Origin of the sequence: Thermotoga sp. Cell2 (assembly GCF_000789375.1) — a bacterium.
Classification (GTDB): domain Bacteria; phylum Thermotogota; class Thermotogae; order Thermotogales; family Thermotogaceae; genus Thermotoga; species Thermotoga petrophila.
The window spans coordinates 1,318,868-1,341,637 of record NZ_CP003409.1; the positions used below are offsets into that span (position 1 = coordinate 1,318,868).

General features: G+C 45.1%; 26 protein-coding genes. 13 read left to right on the plus strand and 13 right to left on the minus strand.

Translation table 11 applies throughout. The annotated features are described in order from the left end of the window. Window positions 1-89 precede the first annotated feature (89 nt). The 9 genes from rplU (at window position 90) to rpoD (ending at window position 5,722) form a co-directional block, all read left to right on the plus strand. Entirely contained in the window at window positions 90-404 is a 315-nt protein-coding gene (gene rplU / locus CELL2_RS06835; protein ID WP_008195075.1) for a 50S ribosomal protein L21, read from the plus strand. Further along, a complete protein-coding gene (locus CELL2_RS06840) occupies window positions 401-685 on the plus strand; it encodes a ribosomal-processing cysteine protease Prp (RefSeq protein WP_008195077.1) in 285 nt (94 codons plus the stop codon). The genes rplU and CELL2_RS06840 overlap by 4 nt, the downstream gene beginning before the upstream one ends. Then, window positions 675-926 (plus strand): 50S ribosomal protein L27, encoded by a 252-nt coding sequence (gene rpmA / locus CELL2_RS06845; protein ID WP_004081742.1) that lies wholly within the window; start codon window positions 675-677, stop codon window positions 924-926. Before CELL2_RS06840 ends, rpmA begins: the two co-directional genes overlap by 11 nt. Window positions 927-930: 4 nt before the next feature. Further along, window positions 931-1,482: an ECF transporter S component gene (locus tag CELL2_RS06850; protein WP_012896450.1), complete on the plus strand. Its 552-nt coding sequence runs from the start codon at window positions 931-933 to the stop codon at window positions 1,480-1,482. Continuing rightward, window positions 1,475-1,924, plus strand: a complete 450-nt coding sequence (gene rplM / locus CELL2_RS06855; protein WP_038034528.1) for a 50S ribosomal protein L13 — start codon at window positions 1,475-1,477, stop codon at window positions 1,922-1,924. Before CELL2_RS06850 ends, rplM begins: the two co-directional genes overlap by 8 nt. Window positions 1,925-1,944: 20 nt before the next feature. Then, the gene (gene rpsI / locus CELL2_RS06860) at window positions 1,945-2,349 is read left to right on the plus strand and encodes a 30S ribosomal protein S9 (RefSeq protein WP_012896452.1); all 405 of its coding nucleotides are present in this window, start codon (window positions 1,945-1,947) and stop codon (window positions 2,347-2,349) included. Window positions 2,350-2,544: 195 nt separating this feature from the next. Beyond that, window positions 2,545-2,604, plus strand: a complete 60-nt coding sequence (locus CELL2_RS09900) for a helix-turn-helix domain-containing protein (protein ID WP_371180346.1) — start codon at window positions 2,545-2,547, stop codon at window positions 2,602-2,604. Between the two features lie 191 nt (window positions 2,605-2,795). Next, window positions 2,796-4,493: a DNA primase gene (gene dnaG / locus CELL2_RS06865; RefSeq protein ID WP_012311086.1), complete on the plus strand. Its 1,698-nt coding sequence runs from the start codon at window positions 2,796-2,798 to the stop codon at window positions 4,491-4,493. Window positions 4,494-4,498: 5 nt separating this feature from the next. After that, a complete protein-coding gene (gene rpoD, locus CELL2_RS06870; protein ID WP_038034525.1) occupies window positions 4,499-5,722 on the plus strand; it encodes an RNA polymerase sigma factor RpoD in 1,224 nt (407 codons plus the stop codon). Between the two features lie 15 nt (window positions 5,723-5,737). Here the strand turns inward: rpoD and mfd are convergent, their stop codons facing one another. From mfd to CELL2_RS06925, 11 genes are read right to left on the minus strand one after another with little or no spacing between them, the layout of a single operon-like run. Further along, complete coding sequence (mfd, locus tag CELL2_RS06875; protein ID WP_038034522.1) at window positions 5,738-8,419, minus strand: transcription-repair coupling factor; 2,682 nt, start codon at window positions 8,417-8,419, stop codon at window positions 5,738-5,740. After that, window positions 8,412-8,834, minus strand: a complete 423-nt coding sequence (locus CELL2_RS06880) for a tetratricopeptide repeat protein (protein ID WP_012311084.1) — start codon at window positions 8,832-8,834, stop codon at window positions 8,412-8,414. Before CELL2_RS06880 ends, mfd begins: the two co-directional genes overlap by 8 nt. Then, window positions 8,821-10,410 (minus strand): hypothetical protein, encoded by a 1,590-nt coding sequence (locus CELL2_RS06885; protein ID WP_012311083.1) that lies wholly within the window; start codon window positions 10,408-10,410, stop codon window positions 8,821-8,823. The genes CELL2_RS06880 and CELL2_RS06885 overlap by 14 nt, the downstream gene beginning before the upstream one ends. A gap of 4 nt (window positions 10,411-10,414) precedes the next feature. Continuing rightward, entirely contained in the window at window positions 10,415-11,005 is a 591-nt protein-coding gene (plsY, locus tag CELL2_RS06890) for a glycerol-3-phosphate 1-O-acyltransferase PlsY (protein ID WP_012311082.1), read from the minus strand. 4 nt (window positions 11,006-11,009) lie between these two features. Then, a complete protein-coding gene (gene der / locus CELL2_RS06895; RefSeq protein WP_012311081.1) occupies window positions 11,010-12,329 on the minus strand; it encodes a ribosome biogenesis GTPase Der in 1,320 nt (439 codons plus the stop codon). A 3-nt stretch (window positions 12,330-12,332) separates the two neighbouring features. Further along, a complete protein-coding gene (locus CELL2_RS06900; RefSeq protein WP_012311080.1) occupies window positions 12,333-13,964 on the minus strand; it encodes a 30S ribosomal protein S1 in 1,632 nt (543 codons plus the stop codon). After that, window positions 13,951-14,778, minus strand: a complete 828-nt coding sequence (gene ispH, locus CELL2_RS06905; RefSeq protein WP_038034519.1) for a 4-hydroxy-3-methylbut-2-enyl diphosphate reductase — start codon at window positions 14,776-14,778, stop codon at window positions 13,951-13,953. Before ispH ends, CELL2_RS06900 begins: the two co-directional genes overlap by 14 nt. Continuing rightward, window positions 14,775-15,437, minus strand: a complete 663-nt coding sequence (cmk, locus tag CELL2_RS06910) for a (d)CMP kinase (RefSeq protein WP_038034517.1) — start codon at window positions 15,435-15,437, stop codon at window positions 14,775-14,777. Before cmk ends, ispH begins: the two co-directional genes overlap by 4 nt. A gap of 1 nt (window position 15,438) precedes the next feature. Continuing rightward, window positions 15,439-15,771, minus strand: coding sequence for an STAS domain-containing protein (locus CELL2_RS06915; protein WP_004081714.1), 333 nt, complete (start codon window positions 15,769-15,771; stop codon window positions 15,439-15,441). Between the two features lies 1 nt (window position 15,772). After that, the gene (gene aspS / locus CELL2_RS06920; protein WP_012896458.1) at window positions 15,773-17,512 is read right to left on the minus strand and encodes an aspartate--tRNA ligase; all 1,740 of its coding nucleotides are present in this window, start codon (window positions 17,510-17,512) and stop codon (window positions 15,773-15,775) included. Further along, window positions 17,506-18,210 (minus strand): translation initiation factor eIF-2B, encoded by a 705-nt coding sequence (locus CELL2_RS06925; RefSeq protein WP_038034515.1) that lies wholly within the window; start codon window positions 18,208-18,210, stop codon window positions 17,506-17,508. Before CELL2_RS06925 ends, aspS begins: the two co-directional genes overlap by 7 nt. Before the next feature lie 199 nt (window positions 18,211-18,409). Here CELL2_RS06925 and CELL2_RS06930 point away from each other — a divergent pair, with 199 nt between their 5' ends. From CELL2_RS06930 to CELL2_RS06945, 4 genes are read left to right on the plus strand one after another with little or no spacing between them, the layout of a single operon-like run. Further along, on the plus strand, window positions 18,410-19,165 hold the full coding sequence (locus CELL2_RS06930) for a DUF4912 domain-containing protein (RefSeq protein WP_012896460.1): 756 nt from the start codon (window positions 18,410-18,412) through the stop codon (window positions 19,163-19,165). A gap of 4 nt (window positions 19,166-19,169) precedes the next feature. Next, the gene (locus tag CELL2_RS06935) at window positions 19,170-20,756 is read left to right on the plus strand and encodes a glycoside hydrolase family 57 protein (protein ID WP_038034511.1); all 1,587 of its coding nucleotides are present in this window, start codon (window positions 19,170-19,172) and stop codon (window positions 20,754-20,756) included. Continuing rightward, entirely contained in the window at window positions 20,753-21,535 is a 783-nt protein-coding gene (gene rsmA, locus CELL2_RS06940) for a 16S rRNA (adenine(1518)-N(6)/adenine(1519)-N(6))-dimethyltransferase RsmA (protein ID WP_012896462.1), read from the plus strand. Before CELL2_RS06935 ends, rsmA begins: the two co-directional genes overlap by 4 nt. Beyond that, the gene (locus CELL2_RS06945; protein ID WP_038034510.1) at window positions 21,520-22,050 is read left to right on the plus strand and encodes a glycerol-3-phosphate responsive antiterminator; all 531 of its coding nucleotides are present in this window, start codon (window positions 21,520-21,522) and stop codon (window positions 22,048-22,050) included. The genes rsmA and CELL2_RS06945 overlap by 16 nt, the downstream gene beginning before the upstream one ends. Here the strand turns inward: CELL2_RS06945 and CELL2_RS06950 are convergent. Together CELL2_RS06950 and CELL2_RS06955 are read right to left on the minus strand one after the other, a co-directional pair. Continuing rightward, entirely contained in the window at window positions 22,007-22,402 is a 396-nt protein-coding gene (locus CELL2_RS06950; protein WP_038034509.1) for a CoA-binding protein, read from the minus strand. The two genes, CELL2_RS06945 and CELL2_RS06950, sit on opposite strands and share 44 nt — an antisense overlap. Next, the gene (locus tag CELL2_RS06955) at window positions 22,353-22,769 is read right to left on the minus strand and encodes a DUF1667 domain-containing protein (protein WP_038034508.1); all 417 of its coding nucleotides are present in this window, start codon (window positions 22,767-22,769) and stop codon (window positions 22,353-22,355) included. Before CELL2_RS06955 ends, CELL2_RS06950 begins: the two co-directional genes overlap by 50 nt. Window position 22,770: the final 1 nt, after the last annotated feature.

Here is a 22,770-nt window from a genome sequence, read left to right on the forward strand (position 1 = left end):
ACTCTTCGCTGGTGCGTGGGGTGCGTTTCAAATCCCTCAAGGGTACGTACCCCAGCACTTGTATACCATGTGATTGGGAGGTGAAGGTGTTGTACGCCATCGTAGAAACGGCTGGCAGGCAGTACAGGGTCGAAGAAGGAAAGATTCTCTACACTGAAAGGCAGAAAGACTACTCCCCGGGTGACGAGATCGTTTTCGACAGAGTGGTGTTCGTCAGGAAGGACGGAGAGGTGCTCGTCGGAAAACCTTATGTTGAAGGAGCTAAGGTTGTAGGGAAGGTTCTGGAACACGCAAAGGCTAGAAAAGTGAAGACTGTGAAGTACAGACCCAGAAAGAACAGTAAGGTGGAAAAAGGTCACAGACAGTGGTACACCGCCATCAAAATTGAAAAGATTGAACTATGATAAAAGTGACTGTGACTAATTCTTTTTTTGAAGTAACAGGTCATGCACCAGACAAAACACTGTGCGCTTCAGTTAGTCTTTTGACGCAGCACGTGGCGAACTTTCTGAAAGCCGAGAAAAAAGCGAAAATAGAGAAGGAATCCGGTTATCTGAAAGTGAAATTTGAAGAACTCGAAAACTGCGAAGTGAAAGTACTAGCAGCCATGGTGAGGTCTTTGAAAGAACTCGAACAGAAGTTTCCTTCTCAGATCAGAGTGGAGGTGATCGACAATGGCTCATAAAAAGAGTGGTGGTGTTGCGAAGAACGGTAGAGACAGTCTTCCAAAATATCTGGGAGTCAAAGTGGGAGATGGTCAGATTGTCAAAGCAGGAAACATCCTCGTGAGACAGAGAGGAACAAGATTTTACCCCGGAAAAAACGTTGGTATGGGAAGAGATTTCACTCTGTTCGCACTGAAGGATGGCAGGGTGAAGTTTGAAACGAAAAACAACAAAAAGTATGTGAGCGTTTATGAGGAGTGAAAGAGTGAGCAGCATAAAGAAAATCTCCTTCGTGGGGATTTTCTCAGCTCTTGCAACTCTGGTGATGTTTTTGGAGTTTCCGATATTTCCACAAGCGAGTTTCCTGAAGTACGATCCCAGTGAAATACCGGCGCTCATAGTGAGTTTCTTGCTGGGGCCCGGGGTCGGCATGTTTGTCGTCCTGGTGAAGGACATTCTCTTCTTCCTTATGAAGTCCGGTGATCCTGTGGGAATCGCGATGAACGCTGTGCTGGGAATGTCCTTTGTGGGAATAGCTGGCCTCATTTATCACAGAAACAAGAGCAGAGCAACGGCAATAAAAGGCATGATTGTCGCTACACTTTTCACCACAGCGTTCGCTCTGGGGTTGAATGCTCTCATCGTGCCGCTTTACTTCAAGGCTCCGTTCGAACTTTATCTGAAATTTTTCCCGTTCATACTGGCTTTCAATCTGGTGAAATTTGGAATCGACTCGTTTGTGACGTTCTTTGTTTACAAGAAAGTGTCCAGTATCTTTAAACTGGAAACAGTGGAAGGGAGGAGCAACAATGGCTAGGTACTTTCCTGTTCAGAAGACAACTACGATAAAACCCGAAGAGGTTGAAAGAAAATGGTACGTGGTGGATGCTTCCGGGAAAGTTCTCGGAAGACTCGCGACACGCATAGCGAAGATACTGATGGGGAAACACAAGCCCAATTACACTCCGCACGTTGACACGGGGGATTACGTCATCGTTGTGAACGCTGACAAGGTGGTTCTTACTGGAAAGAAGCTCGATCAGAAGGTTTATTACTGGCATTCTGGTTATCCCGGAGGTCTGAAGTCTCTGACAGCAAGGCAGATGCTGGAAAAACATCCCGAAAGACTCATATGGCTCGCTGTCAAAAGGATGCTTCCGAAGAACAGGCAGAGCCGAAAAATGCTCAAGAGACTCAAAGTTTACGCGTCGCCCGAACATCCACATCAGGCACAGAAACCTGAGCCTATTGAACTGTGAAAAAATGAGGAGGGAGAAGGATGTCTGAAGTGATAGGATACTACGGAACGGGAAGAAGAAAGACTGCTGTTGCAAGAGTTTACCTGAGACCGGGAGAAGGAAAAGTGAAGGTCAATGGAAAAGAATACGAAAGTCTGAATGACTATTTCAAAAATCCTGCGTGGACAAAACATGCGATAGAGCCTCTCGAAGTAACCAACACACTTGGCAAATTCGATCTTGTCATAAGGGTTAACGGTGGAGGTTTGTCTGGCCAGTCCGGTGCCGTGAGGCTTGGCATCGCCAGAGCCCTCCTTCAGTACGACCAGAATCTGAGGCCTGTTCTCAAGAAATACAAGATGCTCACAAGGGATCCAAGAGAAGTGGAAAGAAAGAAGTACGGCTTGAAAAAGGCAAGAAGAGCTCCTCAGTTCTCCAAGAGATGATTTTGCTGGCAGCAGACAATCGCGGGGTCCGGTTCTCCCGGACCTCTCTTTTTCTGTTTATCGAACAAAGTGCAAAGAAAGCACCATAACGCAAAAGTGCCTCGTCTAAACTCATCAAGAAAGAGTTCCCGCAAATCAAAGATAAACTTTTCTGCTTTGAGGTTCTTAGGGAGCAATCTCAAAGGAAGGATAAGGATGCTCAAAACCTACAAATTTTGTATCTACCCCACGAAAGAACAAGAAAAAACTGGCTAAACATTTTGATCACACCTTGCGAAGAATTTGGCCAGGTATGGCTTGATGCCATCAGTAGGGGGGCCGTTCGAATTCATGCCCGTGGACCGTGCTCTGGCGGAACCCAAAATGGGTCTACGAGCCATCACGGGTTGAAGCGGGAAGCGCACCTTATGTAAGGTGTGGTAGTTTACCAACCGAGGAGTGAGAGTGTGATTCCTCGAGAGGTCATCGAGGAAATAAAGGAAAAAGTTGACATCGTAGAAGTCATTTCAGAGTATGTGAATCTCACCCGGGTAGGTTCTTCCTACAGGGCTCTCTGTCCCTTTCATTCAGAAACCAATCCTTCTTTTTACGTTCATCCGGGTTTGAAGATATACCATTGTTTCGGCTGTGGTGCGAGCGGGGATGTCATCAAATTTCTTCAGGAAATGGAAGGGATCAGTTTCCAGGAAGCGCTGGAAAGACTTGCCAAGAGAGCTGGGATTGATCTTTCTCTCTACAGAACAGAAGGGACTTCTGAATACGGAAAATACATTTGTTTGTACGAAGAAACGTGGAAAAGGTACGTCAAAGAGCTGGAGAAATCGAAAGAGGCAAAAGACTATTTAAAAAGCAGAGGCTTTTCTGAAGAAGATATAGCAAAGTTTGGCTTTGGGTACGTTCCTAAGAGATCCAGCATCTCTATAGAAGTTGCAGAAGGCATGAACATAATACCGGAAGAACTTGTCAGATACGGTATCGCGCTGAAAAAGGGTGATCGATTCGTTGATAGATTCGAAGGAAGAATCGTTGTTCCAATAAAGAACGACAGTGGACATATTGTGGCTTTTGGTGGGCGTGCTCTCGGCAACGAAGAACCAAAGTATTTGAACTCTCCAGAGACCAGGTATTTTTCGAAGAAGAAAATCCTTTTTCTCTTCGATGAGGCGAAAAAAGTGGCAAAAGAGGTCGGCTTTTTCGTCATCACTGAAGGCTACTTCGACGCGCTCGCATTCAGAAGGGATGGAATACCAACGGCGGTCGCTGTTCTTGGGGCGAGTCTTTCAAGGGAAGCAATTCTGAAGCTTTCGGCGTATTCGAAAAATGTCATACTGTGTTTCGATAATGACAGAGCAGGCTTCAGAGCCACTCTCAAATCCCTCGAAGACCTCCTTGAATACGAATTCAATGTGCTTGTAGCAACCCCCTCTCCTTACAAAGATCCGGATGAACTCTTTCAGAAGGAAGGGGAAGGTTCGCTGAAAAAGATGCTGAAAAACTCACGTTCGTTCGAATATTTCCTGGTGACTGCTGGTGAAGTCTTCTTTGACAAAAACAGCCCCGCGGGTGTGAGATCCTACCTTTCTTTCCTCAAAGGTTGGGTCCAGAGGATGAGAAAGAAAGGATATTTGAAACATGTAGAAAATCTCGTGAAGGAAGCTTCGGCTTCTCTCCAGATACCAGAAAACCAGATTTTGAACTTTTTTGAGAGTGAAAAGTCTAACACTATGCTTGTTCATGGATCCAGGTCGTCAAAGGTTTACGATGAGGGAAGAGGACTTGCTTACCTGTTTTTGAACTACGAAGATTTGAGGGGAAAGATTCTGGAGCTGGACTTAGAGGTACTGGAAGATGAAAACGCGAAAGAATTTTTCAAGAGGGTTTCATCCGATGAAGATTTAAGCGAAGCTATAGAAAACTTTCCAAAAGAGTTGAAAGATTGGGTTTTTGAAACGATAGAAAGCATTCCTCCTCCAAAGGATCCCGAGAAATTTCTCGCTGACCTCTCCGAAAAGTTGAAAATCCGGCGGATAGAGAGACGTATTGCAGAAATAGATGAGATGATAAAAAAGGTTTCAAACGATGAGGAAAGGCGTCTTCTTCTCTCTATGAAGTTGGATCTCCTCAGAAAAATAAAGAGGAGGTGATCGGTATGGCGAAGAAGGAAAAAGTCACAATGAACGAAGAACAGCAGGTTCTTCAGGAACAGCACCAGGAGCAGACGCAGGAGCAGACACAGGAACAGAAAGAAACGCTTCCTCCTCAGGTAGAAAAACGTATAAAAAAACTCATCAGTTTAGGAAAAAAGAAAGGTTACATAACATATGAGGATATAGATAAAGCTTTTCCTCCAGACTTCGAAGACTTTGATACGAATCTGATAGAGAGAATACATGAAGAACTGGAAAAACATGGAATAAACATTGTGGAAAGTGAATCTGAGGAAGAAGAAATGAGTGTTCCCGGTGACGAACAGGAACTAGAAGAACTTTTGGAGAGAGAATCCCCTGAGATACACGATTCGAGCAACGTAAGGGATTCCATCAAGATGTATCTCAAAGAGATAGGAAAAATACCACTTCTAACACCAGCTCAAGAACGTGAACTCGCAAGACGAGCACAGATGGGCGATAAAAAGGCCAAAGAGAAACTAATAACATCGAATCTGAGGCTTGTTGTCAGTATAGCTAAGCGCTACATGGGACGCGGTCTTTCTTTCCAGGACCTCATACAGGAAGGAAACATAGGACTTCTGAAGGCGGTAGAGAAGTTCGACTGGAGGAAGGGTTACAAATTCAGTACGTACGCTACCTGGTGGATCAGACAGGCAATCGCAAGAGCGATAGCGGATCAGGCAAGGACCATCAGGATACCTGTCCACATGGTGGAAACTATAAACAAACTGAACAGGTTGAGAAGAGAGTACTATCAGAAACACGGTGAAGAACCATCCATAGAAGAACTCGCAAAGATGATGGGCAAACCCCCAGAAAAGATAAAGGAAATACTCGAAGCAGCGAAGGAAACCATATCCCTGGAATCTCCTATAGGTGAAGATGAAGATTCTTCCATCGAAGACTTTGTGGCTGACGATTCCATAGCCTCTCCAAAGAAAGAGGCCATGAGGATGCTCATGAGGGAAGAGCTCGAGAAAGTCTTGAAAACTCTGAGCCCGAGAGAAGCGATGGTTCTGAGAATGAGGTACGGCTTGCTCGATGGAGAACCAAAAACGCTTGAAGAAGTTGGCCAGTATTTCAATGTCACAAGAGAAAGGATCAGGCAGATAGAAGTCAAAGCACTGCGGAAGTTGAGACATCCATCGAGGAGCAAGTATCTGAAATCACTGCTCTCTCTGATGGATGAAAACGAAGGGTGAGCCCTGCTCACCCTTTCATTTTTTCAGTAAGTCCATGAGAAACTCCACCGGATTCTCCCTGGTGTAGAGAACAACACTTCCCGACCGTCTATTGTATCTCGGATGATTCAAAAACGGCGAGTCTCTGTTTGGAAAGATTTCCACCATTGAGTGATCGAATCTGATCTTCTTTACTCCCAGCTTCGAAGCTCTGATCCTCAATCTGAAGTAATCAACGAGTAACTTCACTTCTTCGGGTGGTTCTCCGAATCTATCCCTCATTTCCTCCAGTATTTCCTCGAGATCTTCCTCATCAAGAGAGGATGCGAGTCTTCTGTAAAGTCTCAACCTCTCTACAGGATTCTGCACGTAATCTTCCGGTATGAAAAATCTGCCCGGGGGATTTTCTATTTCAACGTTCACAGAGTGTTTCTTTTCGATTCGTCTTTCTTTGAATCTCGTGATGGTCTCTTTCAAGATTTCGTTGTACAGTTTCAAACCAACGGACACAACATTTCCATGCTGTTCCAAACCGAGGACATCTCCCACACCTCTCAGTTCCATATCTTTCAACGCTATTTGAAGACCGCTTCCAAAGCCTGTGTAGGATTTTAGCACCTTCAGTCTTTCAAGAGCGCTTCTTGGAGTACCTTTCGGATACAGAAAGTACGCAAAGGCCCTTCGGTCGCTTCTACCCACCCTTCCTCTGAGCTGATAAAGCTGTGAAAGGCCGTATCTGTGTGCGTCGTCCACTATGAGTGTGTTGGCGTTCGGTATATCAACACCATTCTCGATAATTGTGGTACACAGAAGAACATCGATGTTCCCACGGTAGAACTCGTGGACAATTCTCTCCATAGCTCTTCTAGACATCTTTCCGTGGGCGACTGCTATTTCCAGCTCTGGGAACATCCTTTTCAGTTTTTCGAAAACTTCCGGTAGTTCTTCCACGCGGTTGTGAACGTAGATCACCTGACCTCCCCTGTTTATCTCCCTGATCACCGCTCCCTTGACGAGATCATCGCTGTACTCTGCGACATAAACGTATACTGGTTTTCTTCCAGGGGGAGGAGAATTTATCACAGAAAAATCTTTCATTCCAGAGAGGGCCATGTGGAGGGTGCGTGGAATAGGTGTAGCACTCAGGGTTAGCACGTTCACCGAGAGTCTCAGTTTCTTGAACCTTTCTTTTTGCTCAACTCCAAACTTTTGTTCTTCGTCGATGATGACAAGACCAAGATCGGAGAATTCGATTCTTTCATTCAGCAAAGAATGCGTGCCTATGATGATGTCTATTTCTCCCTTCTTCAGCTTTTCGATGATCTCCTTCTTTTCTCTCGCTGTTCTTGAACTGTCCAGGAGTTCTACTTTTACACCGAACGTTTCCATTCTCTCTTTGGAGTTCTCGTAGTGTTGTCTTGCCAGAACGGTGGTTGGTACAAGCACCGCTACCTGTTTACCAGATACAACTGCACGGAACGCAGCTCGCAGAGCCACTTCTGTTTTTCCAACACCCGCATCTCCGCACAGGAGTCTGTCCATTGGTTTTTCAGAGGCAAGATCACTCATCACTTCCTCTATACTCTGTTGCTGATCGGGGGTTTCAATGTATGGAAAAGATTCCGCGAATTTTTCTTCCAGTTCTGGGTCACCTGGAAGAGAAAGACCCTGGGCCTCCTGTCTTTTCATGTAAAGTTCAACGAGTTCTCTGATCTTTTTCTCGATGTCTTCTCTCACTTTCTTCAGTGTTTGTTTCCATTTTCCGCGGTTCATCCGGTCGAGTTTGACCTGCGAAGGATCACCTATGTATTTATGAACTCTGTCGATCTTCTCGATGGGAACGTACAAAACTGCGTCTTCATATTTCAACTTCAAATAATCCCTCTCTCCGAGAACTCCCTTGAGCCGAACAACCCCTTCGAAAATCGCTATTCCGTGTTCTCTGTGAACTACGAGTCCACCCTCTTCGATCTCATCGACATCCAGAATGGGCAGCGATTCTTTCTTCTCAATACGTGTTGATAACGATACGGAAGCTTTTTCAACGTTTTTGAGTACCACTTCGACTACTCTTTCATCGAAGAAGTCGTTGTAGCGTTCCTTCAAAAGGTCCCTCATTTCTTTCCTGAACTTTCTGTATTCATCCAGAACCTTTTGAAGATCTTCGCAGATGAAGCGAACATCCGTTTTTACGAAATCAAGCAAGGTGCTTTCACCGTATAAATCAACAAAAGGAAGTATCAGAGTCTTGTCAGCACTCTGAAATGAACGCTGGGTGTCTACCTTGAAGAAACGGATTTCTTCGATTTCGTCCCCGAACAGCTCTATCCTCACAGGAAAGTCGTTCCCTGGAGAGTAAATGTCGATTATATCTCCGCGAATGGCAAATTCTCCCACGTTCTGAACAGTGAAAACACGTTCATATCCCATTTCGACGAGTCTTTCTGGGGACAATGTGAGCTTTGTGGATCTTGTTATCATCAGGGAGTTTTCTCTCAGAAAATCGGGTGAGAACACCTTTTCGGTGAGCGCTTTCAGGGTAGTGGCTATCTTGATGTTCTCTCCGTTTAGAAGCCTCCACAGGATTTCTATTCTTTTTCCTTTTATCTCGGGTGACAAAACAACATCTTCGAGAGGCAAAACATCTCTCGAAGGATAGAAAATGTATCCTTCTATATTCGAAAATCTTTCGTTCGGCAGCAGAAGAATCTCAACCATTTTTCATCAGGTCTTTTACAATCCTCTTCTGATCTTCATCGAGTCCTTCCATGGGGTCTGGAAGGTTGAGCTTTATCTTACACAGGGCTTTCACTATCTTCACTCTGGGATCTGTCAATCCCTGTTCCTCGGCCTTTTCCAGCAGTTTCAGAGCCTCGAAGAATTTCCCCATCTGATAGTATGCGCTTCCCAGATTGAAGAGAACGACCGGATTTTTTTGATCTATTTCCAGTGCTCTTTTGTAGCTCTCAATAGCCTTTGCCAGAAGATTCATTCTTCTGTAGATGTTTCCTATGTTGACCCAGACTTCTACTGATTGTTCTTTTTCGGCTATTTTCAAAAATTTTTCCAGGGCACTCTCCAGCTTTCCTTCTTCGAGTTCACGGTATGCTTCTTCAAAGTCACTGGAGACCAAGTTCTATCACCTTCTTTGTGACGTATATGGTATCCGAATAGTTCATGTCGAGTGTTTTGAAAGAAACGGAAATAGGAATGATCTCTTCCGTTATAGGCTTCACATAAGAAAAGCTGAAGACCCAGAGGTTGTGCTTGAGAAAATATGGTTCACCGATGCCTCCTCCTGATTTGTAGCAAAAATCTTTCAGAGCTGCGCTCGCTTCAGGAGAGGTGTAGAGCTTGACATTTTTGAGTTTCAAAACGGCGAGCTGTTCGTTTGAGAAGGTAATATCCGGGGGCACCACAACGCAGTATCCCCTTCGATCGTTTATCTGGTAGACTTTCTTAGAGAGAAACTCCTCATCGCTTATGTATACTGTGTATTCTCTCAGCTCGTGTGAAACCTCGAACGGTACTCTTCCACGCGCTTCGAAAAGATCTGAGAAGAGCTGAACCAGATCGATATCACGTCCAAAGGCATTCTCCACCCTCACGTACAGGAACATTTTATCGACAGTCAATTCAAAGGAATCGATGTGAACAAAGATAGGTTCCGAGGACTTGAGAAGAGAGATCTCAATCGAATTCTTGTCCCAGTTCATTCCAAACAGGTATGGATATTCGTACTCTATGTTCACATACTGGGGAATTTGACCCACTGTTTGAAGTTTTTTTCCATCGAAATGGAAAAGATTTCCAGACTGATCTAAGAGGAGATAAGAACCATCGTAAAAGATTTCAAAGGAACGCGTCGGAACAGGAAGGGGAATGTTTTTCTGTGATTCCGTATCCACGTTGATCACGATGAGAGAATTGCTCCACGTGTCAAGGACGACAACCTGCCTGCAGTACACCTCCGCGTCGACGATCAGGGGTTTCCCATCGATTGGTATTTCTCTCTTCAAACCGTTTTCTGAAATCAAAACGATTTTATCCACATCTGCCAGGGTAAACTCTCCAGAATTCAAAACACCTGCTCCTATCGGATTGAGAAACTTCCCTATTTCCTTTTCATTCTTGAAAACCCTTCCGTCTCTTGAGATCAAGAAGACGTTTCCGTCCCTATTGGTGAACACCTGCTCCGGTTGGAAAGATAAGGTTTTAACATTGAAATTGAAACCATCGCTTTCGATAAGACGGTTGTTGACCGGATCGACGATGTATATACTCTCACCGAAAACTGCCACATCTGTGGGTGTGAGAAAATATTCTATTCCATCTTTAAAACCTTGGAGTGTTTTTAACGTTTTCATGTTGAAAGAATCAGATTCTTTACCCTGCAGTATGAATTCCAGATTGTGAACCAGCGAGAGCACCTCTGGTTGATCCGGTACGATAACAAGCAGGTTTTTCAGATCCTCGTAAGCCTCTCTCACTCTTCCTGTTTCTATCATCAATTTTGCTCTCAAATACCAAAACTCTGCGAGATTCTCAGCGGGGATGGGTTTGTAGAAGATCTCCTCTATCTTCTGCTGTGCGGAAGATATATCTCCCTTTGCCCAGTCTATGATCGCTTCTGAGAACATCTCTCTAACGCTTTGAGAGAAAAGAGCAGAAAAGGTTAGCAGAAACAAAAGCAATATCGTTTTTTTCACGTTTTCACCTCTTGAAAAGGTTTACCTTCCTTTCCGTACCGTTCAGGAGACGCTGGATGTTTTCGGAGTGTCTGAGAGTGGAAAGAACCGCGAGAATGAGAATCAACATTCCCGTATCGTAGCCCTTGAGCAGATATCCCAGAAGAGCAGAAACGTAAAGAGCTACAAGAGATCCAAGCGAAGCGTATTTGGTGAGTATTACGATGACAAGCCAGATCAGTGTGAACACAAGTCCTGTAGGCCACGAAAGACAGAAAATGATTCCAAGAGTGGAAGCGACTCCTTTTCCGCCTTTGAACTTCATGAAGATCGAAAAGTCGTGTCCGAGGACAGTCGCGATCGCCGTGAGTGATACAATCTTCGGATCTCCTGAGAAAGTAGCGGCAATGAACACAGGGAAAAATCCCTTCAAAGCATCCAGAAGAAGGCAAATCCCTCCAACAAGAGGACCTGTGGTTCTTATAGCATTCGTCGCTCCGACGTTGCCACTCCCCACTTTTCTTACATCGATACCCTTCAGCCACTTCGGGATCAAGTAACTGAAGGGGATCGAGCCTATGAAGTAACCGAGAACCGGGAAAAACCACCAGTACACGATATCACCTGCTCCTCTTGAACTTCAAGAATATAGGAGATCCCTCGAACGGAAAGACGTAGTCCCTGATCAGTTTTCTGAGAAAAACCTTTTGTGGGTTTTTTATCTTCTCTATACTGTTCACAAAGAAAAGGAAAGTTGGTGGTTTTATGTCCACCTGAAGACCGAAAAAGATCTTGAGACCACGGGGGAGATTCGTGAATGCGAGCACCTTCTGAAGAGCCGAATTAATGGCACTGGACGGTACTTTCGTTGTGTAGGAAGCGTACGCTAAATTGATAGCGTCTATCACTCTGTCTACGTTCCAGCCTTTGTCAGCGGAGGTAAAAATAAGCGGACTGTAATCGATGAAATAGAGCTTCTCTCTGAATAATTTGGTGAATTCGTCGTGTCTTTTTTCGCGGTGTTCCACGAGGTCCCATTTGTTGAAAACAACGACGCTGGCTCTTCCTCGTCTCTCAACAAGGCCGGCTATTCTCTGGTCCTGTCTTGTGATACCTTGAGTCGCATCGAGAACTATCACAACAACGTCCGCTTTTTCTATGCTGTCCACAACCCTGTAGTTGCTGTATTTTTCAACAGTCCTGGGTTCGACCCTGGATCTTCTTCTCAAGCCGGCTGTGTCAACGAATACGTATTTTTTTCCATCTATAAACACTTCCTCGTCAACGGGATCCCTCGTTGTTCCAGGTATTGGTGACACCAGAGCTCGCTCTTTGTTCAATATAGCGTTGAAGAGTGTGGATTTTCCCACATTTGGACGACCAACGATGGCAACTTTTATTGCGTCGGTGATTTCGGGCTTTGATTCTAAATCCAGCCCTTTTTCTTCGAGTTTTTTGATGATCGTCTCCAGGAGAGTATCGAGATTTATGTTGTGCTCTGCGGAAACGGGTATTGGTTCTCCAAACCCCAAACTGTAAAGCTCCGGCTTCACTTCTCTTTCGAACTCTCTGAGATTTTCCGCTTTGTTCGCTACAAGGATGGTATCAACGTTGGATTTCCTGAGAAAATCGGCAAGCGATTCATCTTCTTTTGTGATTCCTCTTTTTCCATCGACAACAAACAGAACGAGATCAGCTTCTCTGATCATGTTCAGGGTAATTTCCTTCATCTTTTGGGAAATGATGTCCTGTGGATTGTCGAAGACTCCACAGGTGTCCACGAGTTTAAAGGTTTTCCCGTACCACTCTACAATATCTTGAACGGGGTCACGGGTGACCCCTTCTTCGTCTTCGACAATAGCCTTTTTCTTCCTCACCAGTTTGTTGAACAGAGTAGACTTTCCAACGTTTGGCTTACCAACTATCAGAACCGTCGCCATATTTCACTCTCCGTTCTTTTTGAGAAGGTCTCCAATGGATTTCTGAGAACTCTCCTTCTCCACCATTTTTTTGTACTCCTCTATGTTCTTTCTCTCTTCATACCGCTTTTCGCTCAGTATCATTCTTCCGCCTAACACCTCGTCGGGGTCTATTCTGAGAACAACGAGGTTTAAAACCTTTCCCGTTTCAGGCTCGCTGAGAAGATGGTTGTTCGGCACGAACCCCTCCAAATCGTACTCTTCGACTTCCACTACCACTCCCGAGTTCACGATCTTCTTTATGGTTCCACTCACAATGGAGTCTGTTTCCAACTCTTTGAGTGCACGTTCCCATGGATTTTCCTGGGTTCTTTTTATGCTGAGAGTGATCTTTCTGTTCTCTTTGTCTATCTTCAAGATCTTCACTTTCACCTTTTCACCGATCTTTAGAATTTCTCCAGGTTCATCAATTCTTTTCCATGAAATTTCAGAGACTGGAACGAATCCTTCGACTCCTTCTTCTAACTCGACAAAAGCTCCCTGTTTTATGATTCCTGTCACCTTTCCCGTCACCACGTTGTTGACATTGTACCTGTCTTCGATGTTTTCCCACGGATCTCCCTTTGCCTTTTTGTAGCTCAAAGTGAGTTTTCTGTTTTCTTTGTCTACATTGATAACTTCAACCTTCACCAGATCTCCTGCACTCACCACTTCTTCAAGACTTTTTCTTGTGTTCCCCCAGAAGACTTCAGACCTTGGCACAAGTCCTTCCACGCCGGGCTCCAGTCTCACAAAAAATCCGAACGGATGAATCGAAATCACTTCTCCATTCACCACTTTTCCAACCGGGTACTTCTCTTCCACTTTTTCCCACGGATCGGGCATGAGCCTCTTCAAACTGAGGATGACGTTCTTTTTCTCCTTGTCCAGTTCGATAATCTTCGCTGTTATGTTCTGGCCAGGTTTCACTATGTCTTCAGGAGATATTCTGGTGTCGTAGCTGAGTTCGCTCCTGGGAATGAACCCCCTCACTCCCTCTGAAATTTCAACTTCGACACCTGCGTTACTGATCCCTTTCACGGTACCTTCTACGATGTCTCCCACTTTCTTCTCTGAGAAGAACTCCTCGATCTTCTTATCCTGGAGAGCTCTTCGCGAAACAACGATTCTTGGTCCCCGTTTCGTCTGTACCATTTCCAGAATGATGACTTCTATTTCTTTTTCAGGTATAGGATCGTTCCTTCTGAGGAGGGAGTGTGATCCTGGAAGAAAGGCAGAGACTACTCCTTTCAATAGAACGTTGTATCCTCCTTTTGTCTGCGAGACGACGCGGGCTTTCACAGGTTTCTTTTCTTCGTAATCTTTTCTCAACTCTTCAAGCGTTTTTCGAAGAACTGGTCTCCTCTCCGAGAGAATAGATCTCTCTTCGTAGTTCAGATTCAGTATTTGAAGGGTGAGATTTTCGCCCACCTTGTACTCATCTAAGGATTTGATCAGTTCGTTCACCGGTACGAATCCCTCGCTTTTTCCCCCGAAATCCACCACCACTCCATCGTCTTCCTTGCCGATAACCACACCTTTTACAATCTGTCCCCTTCTGAACTCCTCAGGCTCGTATTGGCTGAGGATTTCATCGTTGAATTCAAATGGTTCCATCTCTCTTCCCCTCCATCTCTTTCAGTTTTCTGACAACGTTTTCTATCAGAGAATTGGGTGTAGAAGTACCGCTGAACACACACACCGTACCATATTTTACTACGTCCGCTGGTAATTCGTCAGGTGATTCTATCCAGATCGTCTTTGAGTGTTTTGAAGCGATTCTGAAGAGTTTCCCGGTGTTGGAACTGTGCTTTCCTCCGACCACTATGGAAAGATCACAGATCTTCGAAAGCTCCTCCACTTCTCTTTCTCGGTTCACAGTAACAGGACATATGGTGTTGAGGAAAACGGCTTCTTCGAATTCGTTCATTCTGATCATCGCTGCAACGAACTCTTTATATTCTTCGAGTGAAGAAGTGGTCTGAGAGAGAAAGACCACCTTTTTTTCTTCGAGCTTGAATGGAACTTTCGTGACGATGGCAGGAGCGTATCCTCTCAGTGCCACCATTTCCGGGTGGTCTTCTTTTCCAAAAACGATGACTTTCCTCTCTTTGGCATATCTTTGAGCGGTCTTGAACAGTTGAGAAACTATGGGACAGGTGAGATCGACGACCTCTGGAAAGATCTTTTTCAGTTCTTCGAGTCTATCTTTCGGGATACCGTGAGCCCTTACAACGAACACCTCTCCATCTGTCATCTCCGAAGACACTTTCAATCCTTTCTTTGTCAACTGCTCCATCACCTGTTTGTTGTGGACTATCTCACCATCTGTTACCACTTTCTTTCCTTCATTGAGTAACTCTTCCACGGTTCTTATCGCTCTTTCCACTCCAAAACAAAAACCGATATTCTTTGCCACTACTATTTTCAAGTGTTCATCCTCTCCCTGACCAGTTTTAGGATCCTGTCGAGCACTTCTTCCACACTCATACTGGTTGTGTCTATGATCACAGCATCTTCCGCTGGTTTCAATGGGGCTACGTTCCGTTTGGAATCCTGCTCATCCCTCGAGATGAGCTCTCTTTCAACTTCTTCTTTTGTGACCTTTAGACCTCTTTTCTGGTACTCTTTCAACTTTCTCTCTACGCGCGCTTCCAGAGACGCTGTGAGAAATATCTTCAGGTGAGCGTTTGGAAGCACAACCGTTCCTATATCCCTTCCCTCGACCACGATGTTTTTGTCGTCACATATCTCTCGCTGGATTCTTACCAGGTGCCTTCTCACAACTTCAAGCCTGGCAAAATTTGAAGCAAGAACCCCCGCCTCTGGACTTTGAATCTTTTCTGTGTAATCCTTCCCGTTGATGTAAACTCTTCCGTTCACATAGTCTATCTTCAGATTTTTCAGCGCGTTCTCGATCTCCTCTTCAGCGGAAGAGGGACTGAGCCCTTTTTCGTGCAGATAAACTGCAACGGCACGGTACGTTGCTCCCGTGTTCAGGTGATCAAAACCAAGCTTCTCAGCAAGAAGCTTCGCTATTGTGGACTTTCCAGACGCTGCGGGGCCGTCTATTGCTATCTGGAACCCCATTTCACGCCTCCTCCACTGTATCGGTGATTTTGAAGATCTTATCGAGATGGGTGAGTTTTAGTATTCTCGATATGCTTTCTTTCAGTGAGCTGAGGATGAACTCCTTTCCGTTGATTTTCGCGTCCTTCAAAATCACAACGAGTGTTCCAAGACCCGCGCTGTCCATGTAGGAGACAGACGAAAGATCGAGGACGATCTTCTTCTTGCTGGTGGTCGAGATGAAGTTTCTAAGCTGTTCCTTCAGCTCCGAAGAATTGTAAGCGTCTATGTCCCCCTGCACTCTCACGATGGCTTTGTCATCCTGTTCAACGATATCGAGTTTGAGGTTGTTCATGTTATCCCTCCTCTATTCTAATTCTGAGTTCTCTGAGTTGCCTTTCATCAACTTCAGCAGGAGCTCCCGTCAAGAGGCACACACCGTTTCCTGTTTTTGGAAACGCTATCACTTCTCTTATAGAACTCTCACCGGCTATGATGCTCACCAGTCGATCCAGTCCGAAAGCTATTCCTCCGTGCGGCGGAACACCGTACCTGAACGCTTCGAGGAAGAAGCCGAATTTTTTCTGTGCTTCCTCTTCACTCAACCCAAGAAGTTCGAAGATTTTCTCCTGAATATCTCTTCTGTGAATCCTGATGCTTCCTCCACCGACTTCGTAACCGTTGATGACGAGATCGTAGGCTTTCGCCCGGACCTTTGTGTAATCATCACCTAAGGTTTCCAAAACGGGCATTGTGAAGGGGTGGTGACGCGCCACAAATCTTTCTTCTTCCTCGCTCCACTCGAAGTATGGAAAATCAACTACCCAGAGTACGTCGAATCCTTTTGCAAGGTGTGAGAAATGCTCTTTTCCGATTTCCAGCCTCAGCGTTCCAAGGGCTTCGTTGAGGAGGTTTCTATCAGTGTGGGCTGCTATGAGACAGACGTCTCCTTCGTTCATATTTTCCGTCTCTGCGATCTTTCTGAATTCTTTTTCGAGGTGTTTCAGGTGTGGTGACGTGATTCCACCGTCCAATTTGAACCAGATGAGTCCGCCGAGACCGAGTTCTTTCATTCTTTCCATGAGTTCTTCGCCTTTCTTTCTGCTCATCTCCGAAGCGAATCCGGGAACGATGAATCCTTTCACGCTTCCTCCTTCATCGAGGACGTTCCTTATCACCTTGAACTCCGTGGTCTCAAAAGCGTATCCAAAATCTCGAAGTTCCATTCCGTATCTTCTGTCTGGCTTGTCCGTTCCATACTTTTCCATCGCCTCGTCGTACGGGATTCTGTCGAAGGGAACCTTGAGATCGATGCCTGAAGATTCTCTGAACACTCTTGAAACCATTCCTTCGCTCACATTCATTACATCTTCCACATCAACAAAGGACATCTCTACGTCAACTTGGGTGAACTCCGGCTGTCTATCTGCTCTGAGGTCTTCGTCCCTGAAACACCTGACTATCTGGAAGTATCTATCGAAGCCGGAGATCATCAGAATCTGCTTGAAGAGCTGAGGAGATTGAGGCAGCGCGTAGAACTTTCCGGGTCTGAGTCTCGAAGGTACGAGGAAATCCCTCGCCCCCTCCGGAGTGCTTCTTGTGAGAAAGGGAGTTTCTATTTCAAGGAAACCGAGTTCATCGAAGTAATCTCTGATGATTTTCGATATTTTGTATCTCAAAATGATATTTCTCTTCATTCTCTCGGAACGAAGATCTATGTATCTGTACTTGAGTCTCATTTCCTCCTTTGGTGCTTCACCAGGATAAAAAGGAAGCGGATCGGCAAGAGACAGTATTTCTATTCTTTCGGCGACGACTTCTATTTCTCCTGTTTCGATGTTCGGATTTTCCGTCCCTTCTGGCCTTTTTCTCACGGTTCCCTCAACCAGAACGACGGATTCTCTTGTGAGTTCGTCTACAACGCTGTAAGCTTCACTGTTCACATCGCACACGATTTGAGTCTCACCGTATCTGTCTCTCAGGTCGATGAATCTCACACCACCGAGATCTCTGATCCTGTCCACCCATCCGCACAGCTTCACTTTTTTTCCCTCGTCTGTTGCTTTCAGCTCTCCACACGTGTGAGTTCTCAGCATAATGTCCCTCCCTCAGGGTCGGTTATTATCGCCGTTATCAACTCAGACGGTACCACTTCAAAAAGATTTGTATCTTTCAGCTTCTTCGAACCGAATTTGAAGGGATCCGCCACAACGAAGAACGGTTTCCTCAACTCTCTGCTCAGAATGGCCAGGGTGGTGGTTCCCACTTTGTTTAAAACATTTCCCGATTCGTCCACGTAGTCGGCTCCCGTCAAACAGACGTCAACCATTCTGAGAATCCTGTAGGCCAGCAGATCTTCCACAGGTTCAGCGCGAAGGTGTATCTTCCTCAAAGATTCTACCAGCATTTTCCCCTCTCCACCTGGGTGTGACTCGAGGACAAAAACCATAGGAGGCCTAGCTTTACGAAACACCTCCAGCAGTGTTTTGCTGTTGCTCAGCGTGAGAATTTTTTTATTTTTGAAAAAATTTGACGCGTACTCTATAGTTCGAATGAAAGATTTCTCCACAGCCCTTTCGAATTTCTCCAGTTCTTTCAGGGAATGATTTTCCAGAAAAAAAGCCAGTTTCTCGAGAACGGCCATGGGTTTCTCTTCACAGAAAATACCTATCTCTTTCGATACTTCCCTGGAGTTAAGCCTTTCAGAGTTCTCTTTGAGAAATTTTAACAACTTTTCCAGAACTTCCTGGGATCCCTCTGTGTTCAATTCTTTCAAAAAACTCAAAACTTCCATAACCCCACCTCTATAGTATTCTACCTCAAACTTTTTCATTCATAATTTGATAGTTGTAATTGGTCGTTTTCTTTTATGAGCAGTGATTACCAATAATTATTCGCAAATATCTCTTTGAATCTCTGAAAATCTCATGTTTACAACACAATCCATCTGTGTTATAATTTTTTAAAATGAAAATTAACTGGGGGGCGAAATCATGAAAGGAGAAGAGATACTGAAGTGGCTTGACTCAAATCCAAGTATTCAGGAGCTCAAAAGATTCGCCAAAAGCTTGGGTTTGAGAGTGAAAAAGGCCATGAAGAAGAAAGAGGTTATAAAACTCATCAAAGAGCATATGGAATCCGCTTTTTCGACGACAGATTCTTCCTCGGGTGTTTCAGCGACCGTTCAAAGGAGAGAAGAGAAAGATCTAAATCTTCCCAAGACTTACGATAAAAATAAGCTTGTTCTCATGCCGGTTAATCCCTATGTGGTTTTCGCTTACTGGGACTTCGATCAAAGAACAAGAGAGCTGATGAAACAAAAAGCCAGAGAAGGAAAGGCAGTGATCAGACTCTACGATGTGACTTTCATCATGTTCAATGGAACCAACGCGCACAGAACGTTTGAACACAGACTCGATGAACTCACACTCGACGCGGGGAACTTCTATTTCAACGTTCCTATGCCGAGGGCAGATTATCTTTCGGAAATGGGCTATTTTGACGATGAAGGAAAGTTCGTTTCGGTGTTGAGGTCCAACGTCATTAGAACCCCCGCCGCTTCTCCTTCGACTTCTTCCAGGGAAAGATGGTACGACTTGAAAAACAAAAAGCGAACGGTGGTGCTGTCCGAGGGAAGCCTTATAAAGCCTGTGGAAAAGATAAGAGGTGTTACCTCACCCGGATTTCCTTCTGGACAGGGTATGATGGCCCAAGGAATAATGTGGGAAATTTTCAGGAGCGGGAGGTAATCTCATGAGAGGAAAAATACTGATATTTCTGCACGCACACCTTCCATACGTTCACCATCCTGAATACGATCATTTTTTGGAAGAAAGATGGCTTTTTGAGGCCATAACAGAGACTTACATACCGCTTTTAATGATGTTCGATGAAATGGAGGATTTCAGGTTGACCATGTCGATCACTCCTCCGCTGATGGAGATGTTCTCCTCCAGAGACCTTCAGGAGAAGTACGAAAGACACATGGAAAAGCTGATCGAACTCGCAGACAAGGAAGTGGAGAGAACAAAAAAGGAACACCCGCTGAAGCATAAGATGGCTAAATTCTACCGCGAACACTTCGAAAAAATTCTGAACGTGTTTCGCTCTTACAATGGAAACATTCTGGAGGGATTCAGAAAACACCAGGAGACCGGGAAGCTGGAGATAGTAACCTGCAACGCCACACACGCGTTTTTGCCGCTCTATCAGATGTACCCTGAAGTGGTGAATGCTCAGATCACAGTTGGTGTGAAGAACTACGAAAAGCACATGAAGAAACACCCAAGGGGTATTTGGCTTGCAGAATGTGGATACTATCAGGGACTGGATCTGTACCTTGCCCAGAACAATGTTGAATATTTCTTTGTGGATTCTCATGCCTTCTGGTTCGCCGATGAGCAACCCAGATACGGTGTCTACAGACCCATCATGACGCCAAGTGGTGTTTTCGCCTTCGCACGAGATCCAGAGTCAAGCGAACAGGTCTGGAGTGCAGCCGTTGGGTATCCTGGTGATCCAAGGTACAGGGAATTCTACAGAGATATAGGTTTCGACAGAGAAATGGAGTACATAAAAGATTACATAGACCCATCTGGAGTCAGAATAAACACCGGAATAAAATACCACAGAATAACTTCGAAAAGCTTGGACGCTTCGCAGAAAGAATATTACGATATAGATCTGGCCATGGAAGCGGTGGAAGAACACGCGAGGGACTTCCTTCACAAAAAGGAAAATCAGGCAAGAAGATTGATGGATATAATGGGTGTCGAACCAGTCATCGTTGCTCCATTCGACGCTGAGCTCTTCGGTCACTGGTGGTTCGAGGGTGTGTTCTTCTTGAAGAGGTTCTTTGAACTGGTGAATGAATCAAAAGACCTGAAGCTTGTCACCGCATCCGAAGTTATAGACACTCTCGAAGAGGTTCAGATCGCCACACCCGCCGACTCGAGCTGGGGGGCCGGAGGATACTACGAAACGTGGCTCAACGGAACGAACGACTGGATCTACAGGCATCTCCACGAGATGATCGAAAGAATGATAGATCTTTCGAAAAAGTGCTACAACAGTTCCGATCCACTCGTGGAAAGGGTTTTGAATCAGATGCTGAGAGAGCTATTTCTCGCACAATCGAGCGACTGGGCTTTCATTATGACCACAAGAACGAGTGTTCAATACGCGGAAAACAGAACGAAGCTTCACATAAAAAGATTTCTAAACCTCTACGATCAACTCGTTTCTGGAAGAATAGACGAAGAGATGCTAAGATACTACGAGTGGACGGATGCAATCTTTCCGGAGATAAACTTCAGGGTGATGGCGAGGGACGTGATTTGAAGACGTCTGATTATCTGAAAAAGTACGGTGTAAGATTGAAAAAACACCTGGGGCAGGTCTTTCTTTCAGACGATAGAATAGCGAAGCGCATCGTGAAAGCGGCTGATCTGACTCCAGAGGATGTGGTGGTGGAGATAGGAGCCGGAGCAGGAACTCTCACGGAAGAACTCGCTAAGACCGGTGCGAGGGTCATCGCCTACGAAATCGATGAGAGCCTTGCTCCGATTCTTCGAGAAAGGCTTTCGAAGTATCCCAATGTGGAATTGAGGTTCGAAGATTTCCTGAAAGCGAAAGACGTTCCTGAAGGTGCAATTTGTGTGTCCAACATCCCCTACAGCATAACAGGTCTCCTCATGGAAAAGATCATAGAATGGAAATTCAAAAGAGCCATCGTCATGGTTCAGAAGGAAGTTGGTGAAAGGATCCTGGCAAAACCCGGAAAGAAAACGTACGGATACCTTTCGGTTGTGGTTCAGACGTTTTACGAGGTGAAAAAGCTCTTCGATGTTTCAAGATCCTGTTTTGTTCCGAACCCTGAGGTTGATTCCACAGTTGTAGATTTGAAGAGAAAACCTGTGGATCTGGATTTCGAAAAATTCAAAAAATTCGTCTCGATGATATTCGCAAAAAAAAGAAAAACGCTCAAAAATAATCTGAAACCGTTTCTTTCTATCTTCGAGGGAGTGGATCTGTCAAGAAGAGCGGAACAGCTCACCGTTGAGGAAATCGTGGAACTCTATGAAAAATGGAGGAGAGCACTCGAATGTTCAAGGGGATAATAGCTGCGCTGTGGGACATGGATTCCATGGGAGAAATAGAACCCGATGTGGTTTTTCTTTTGAAGAGCGACATTTTGAATCTGAAGTTTCATCTGAAGATTCTCAAAGACAGGGGAAAAACCGTTTTTGTTGATATGGATTTTGTGAACGGACTAGGAGAGGGAGAAGAAGCGGTTCTTTTTGTGAAAAAGGCCGGTGCCGATGGTATCATCACGATAAAGCCAAGAAATTACGTCGTTGCAAAGAAGAACGGGATTCCCACTGTCCTCAGATTCTTCGCTCTCGACTCGAAAGCGGTCGAAAGAGGTATCGAACAGATAGAAACGCTCGGGGTAGATGTGGTGGAAGTCCTTCCAGGAGCGGTTGCTCCGAAGGTAGCTAGAAAAATACCCGGCAGGACAGTGATCGCCGCCGGGCTCGTTGAAACGGAAGGAGAAGCTCGTGAAATCCTCAAACACGTTTCAGCGATCTCTACAAGTTCAAGAACCCTCTGGAAGATGAAGTTTCTACCATGATACACTTTTCAGCGGAATATTCTACGTCTTTCAAAGAGTCGAGGAATCTTTTGATCTCTTCTGAGAACGCTCCCGGTTGATACCAGAATCTTCTGAAACCCGCGTTGTACGCCTTCTTTGTTTCTTCAAGTGCAACTTCGGGTGGTACAACGAAGACTATCACGTCGATATCTTCAGGAAGTTCCTCCACGCTTTTGTAAACTCTGAAACCTTCTATCTCGTCGTACTTGGGATTCACCGGTAAAACCTCGAATCCCTTGGAGACCAGATCTTTAAGTATCACATTTCCGTACTTTCTTGGATTAACCGTTGCTCCCACCAGCGCTATCTTTTTGAATTTCTTTGGATCCATCTTCTAACCTCCTCACCGTTCTTGTTACAACAAGATTCGCTCCTGTTCCAAAAAGATCTCTTAGAACAACATCACCGGCTTTCACGGGAGCTTCCACTTTGATTTCTCTGACTATCTTCATGAGTTCCGGTATGAATCTCTTCGGAATCGGTTTGTCCGTCTTGACGGATGCAAGTGGAAGCTCTCCGTTCAATACTCTGATGCTCGTTGGAACGACTCTTTTTGGATCTTTTATCTCATCCTTTGCGTATTCAACACCTCGTGGGCACCTGTTTCCTGTGATGGATTTTATGTGCCCGTCTTCAGTTAGCTCCACCTTAATTTTACACCCGATCGGGCACTGAACGCAAACGACATTTTTGAACATT

What these genes read in the sequence shown, in the direction of transcription:
- rplM (WP_038034528.1), top strand. Translation starts at nt 1,475, where the DNA reads ATGGCTAGGTACTTTCCTGTTCAGAAGACAACTACGATAAAACCCGAA.
- rpoD (WP_038034525.1), top strand. Translation starts at nt 4,499, where the DNA reads ATGGCGAAGAAGGAAAAAGTCACAATGAACGAAGAACAGCAGGTTCTT.
- CELL2_RS06930 (WP_012896460.1), top strand. Translation starts at nt 18,410, where the DNA reads ATGAAAGGAGAAGAGATACTGAAGTGGCTTGACTCAAATCCAAGTATT.
- cmk (WP_038034517.1), bottom strand. Translation starts at nt 15,437, where the DNA reads ATGGGGTTCCAGATAGCAATAGACGGCCCCGCAGCGTCTGGAAAGTCC.
- rpsI (WP_012896452.1), top strand. Translation starts at nt 1,945, where the DNA reads ATGTCTGAAGTGATAGGATACTACGGAACGGGAAGAAGAAAGACTGCT.
- CELL2_RS06935 (WP_038034511.1), top strand. Translation starts at nt 19,170, where the DNA reads ATGAGAGGAAAAATACTGATATTTCTGCACGCACACCTTCCATACGTT.
- rpmA (WP_004081742.1), top strand. Translation starts at nt 675, where the DNA reads ATGGCTCATAAAAAGAGTGGTGGTGTTGCGAAGAACGGTAGAGACAGT.
- CELL2_RS06925 (WP_038034515.1), bottom strand. Translation starts at nt 18,210, where the DNA reads ATGGAAGTTTTGAGTTTTTTGAAAGAATTGAACACAGAGGGATCCCAG.
- mfd (WP_038034522.1), bottom strand. Translation starts at nt 8,419, where the DNA reads ATGGTTGAGATTCTTCTGCTGCCGAACGAAAGATTTTCGAATATAGAA.
- CELL2_RS06840 (WP_008195077.1), top strand. Translation starts at nt 401, where the DNA reads ATGATAAAAGTGACTGTGACTAATTCTTTTTTTGAAGTAACAGGTCAT.
- aspS (WP_012896458.1), bottom strand. Translation starts at nt 17,512, where the DNA reads ATGCTGAGAACTCACACGTGTGGAGAGCTGAAAGCAACAGACGAGGGA.
- der (WP_012311081.1), bottom strand. Translation starts at nt 12,329, where the DNA reads ATGGCGACGGTTCTGATAGTTGGTAAGCCAAACGTTGGAAAGTCTACT.
- CELL2_RS06955 (WP_038034508.1), bottom strand. Translation starts at nt 22,769, where the DNA reads ATGTTCAAAAATGTCGTTTGCGTTCAGTGCCCGATCGGGTGTAAAATT.
- CELL2_RS06900 (WP_012311080.1), bottom strand. Translation starts at nt 13,964, where the DNA reads ATGGAACCATTTGAATTCAACGATGAAATCCTCAGCCAATACGAGCCT.
- CELL2_RS06915 (WP_004081714.1), bottom strand. Translation starts at nt 15,771, where the DNA reads ATGAACAACCTCAAACTCGATATCGTTGAACAGGATGACAAAGCCATC.
- CELL2_RS06945 (WP_038034510.1), top strand. Translation starts at nt 21,520, where the DNA reads ATGTTCAAGGGGATAATAGCTGCGCTGTGGGACATGGATTCCATGGGA.
- CELL2_RS06950 (WP_038034509.1), bottom strand. Translation starts at nt 22,402, where the DNA reads ATGGATCCAAAGAAATTCAAAAAGATAGCGCTGGTGGGAGCAACGGTT.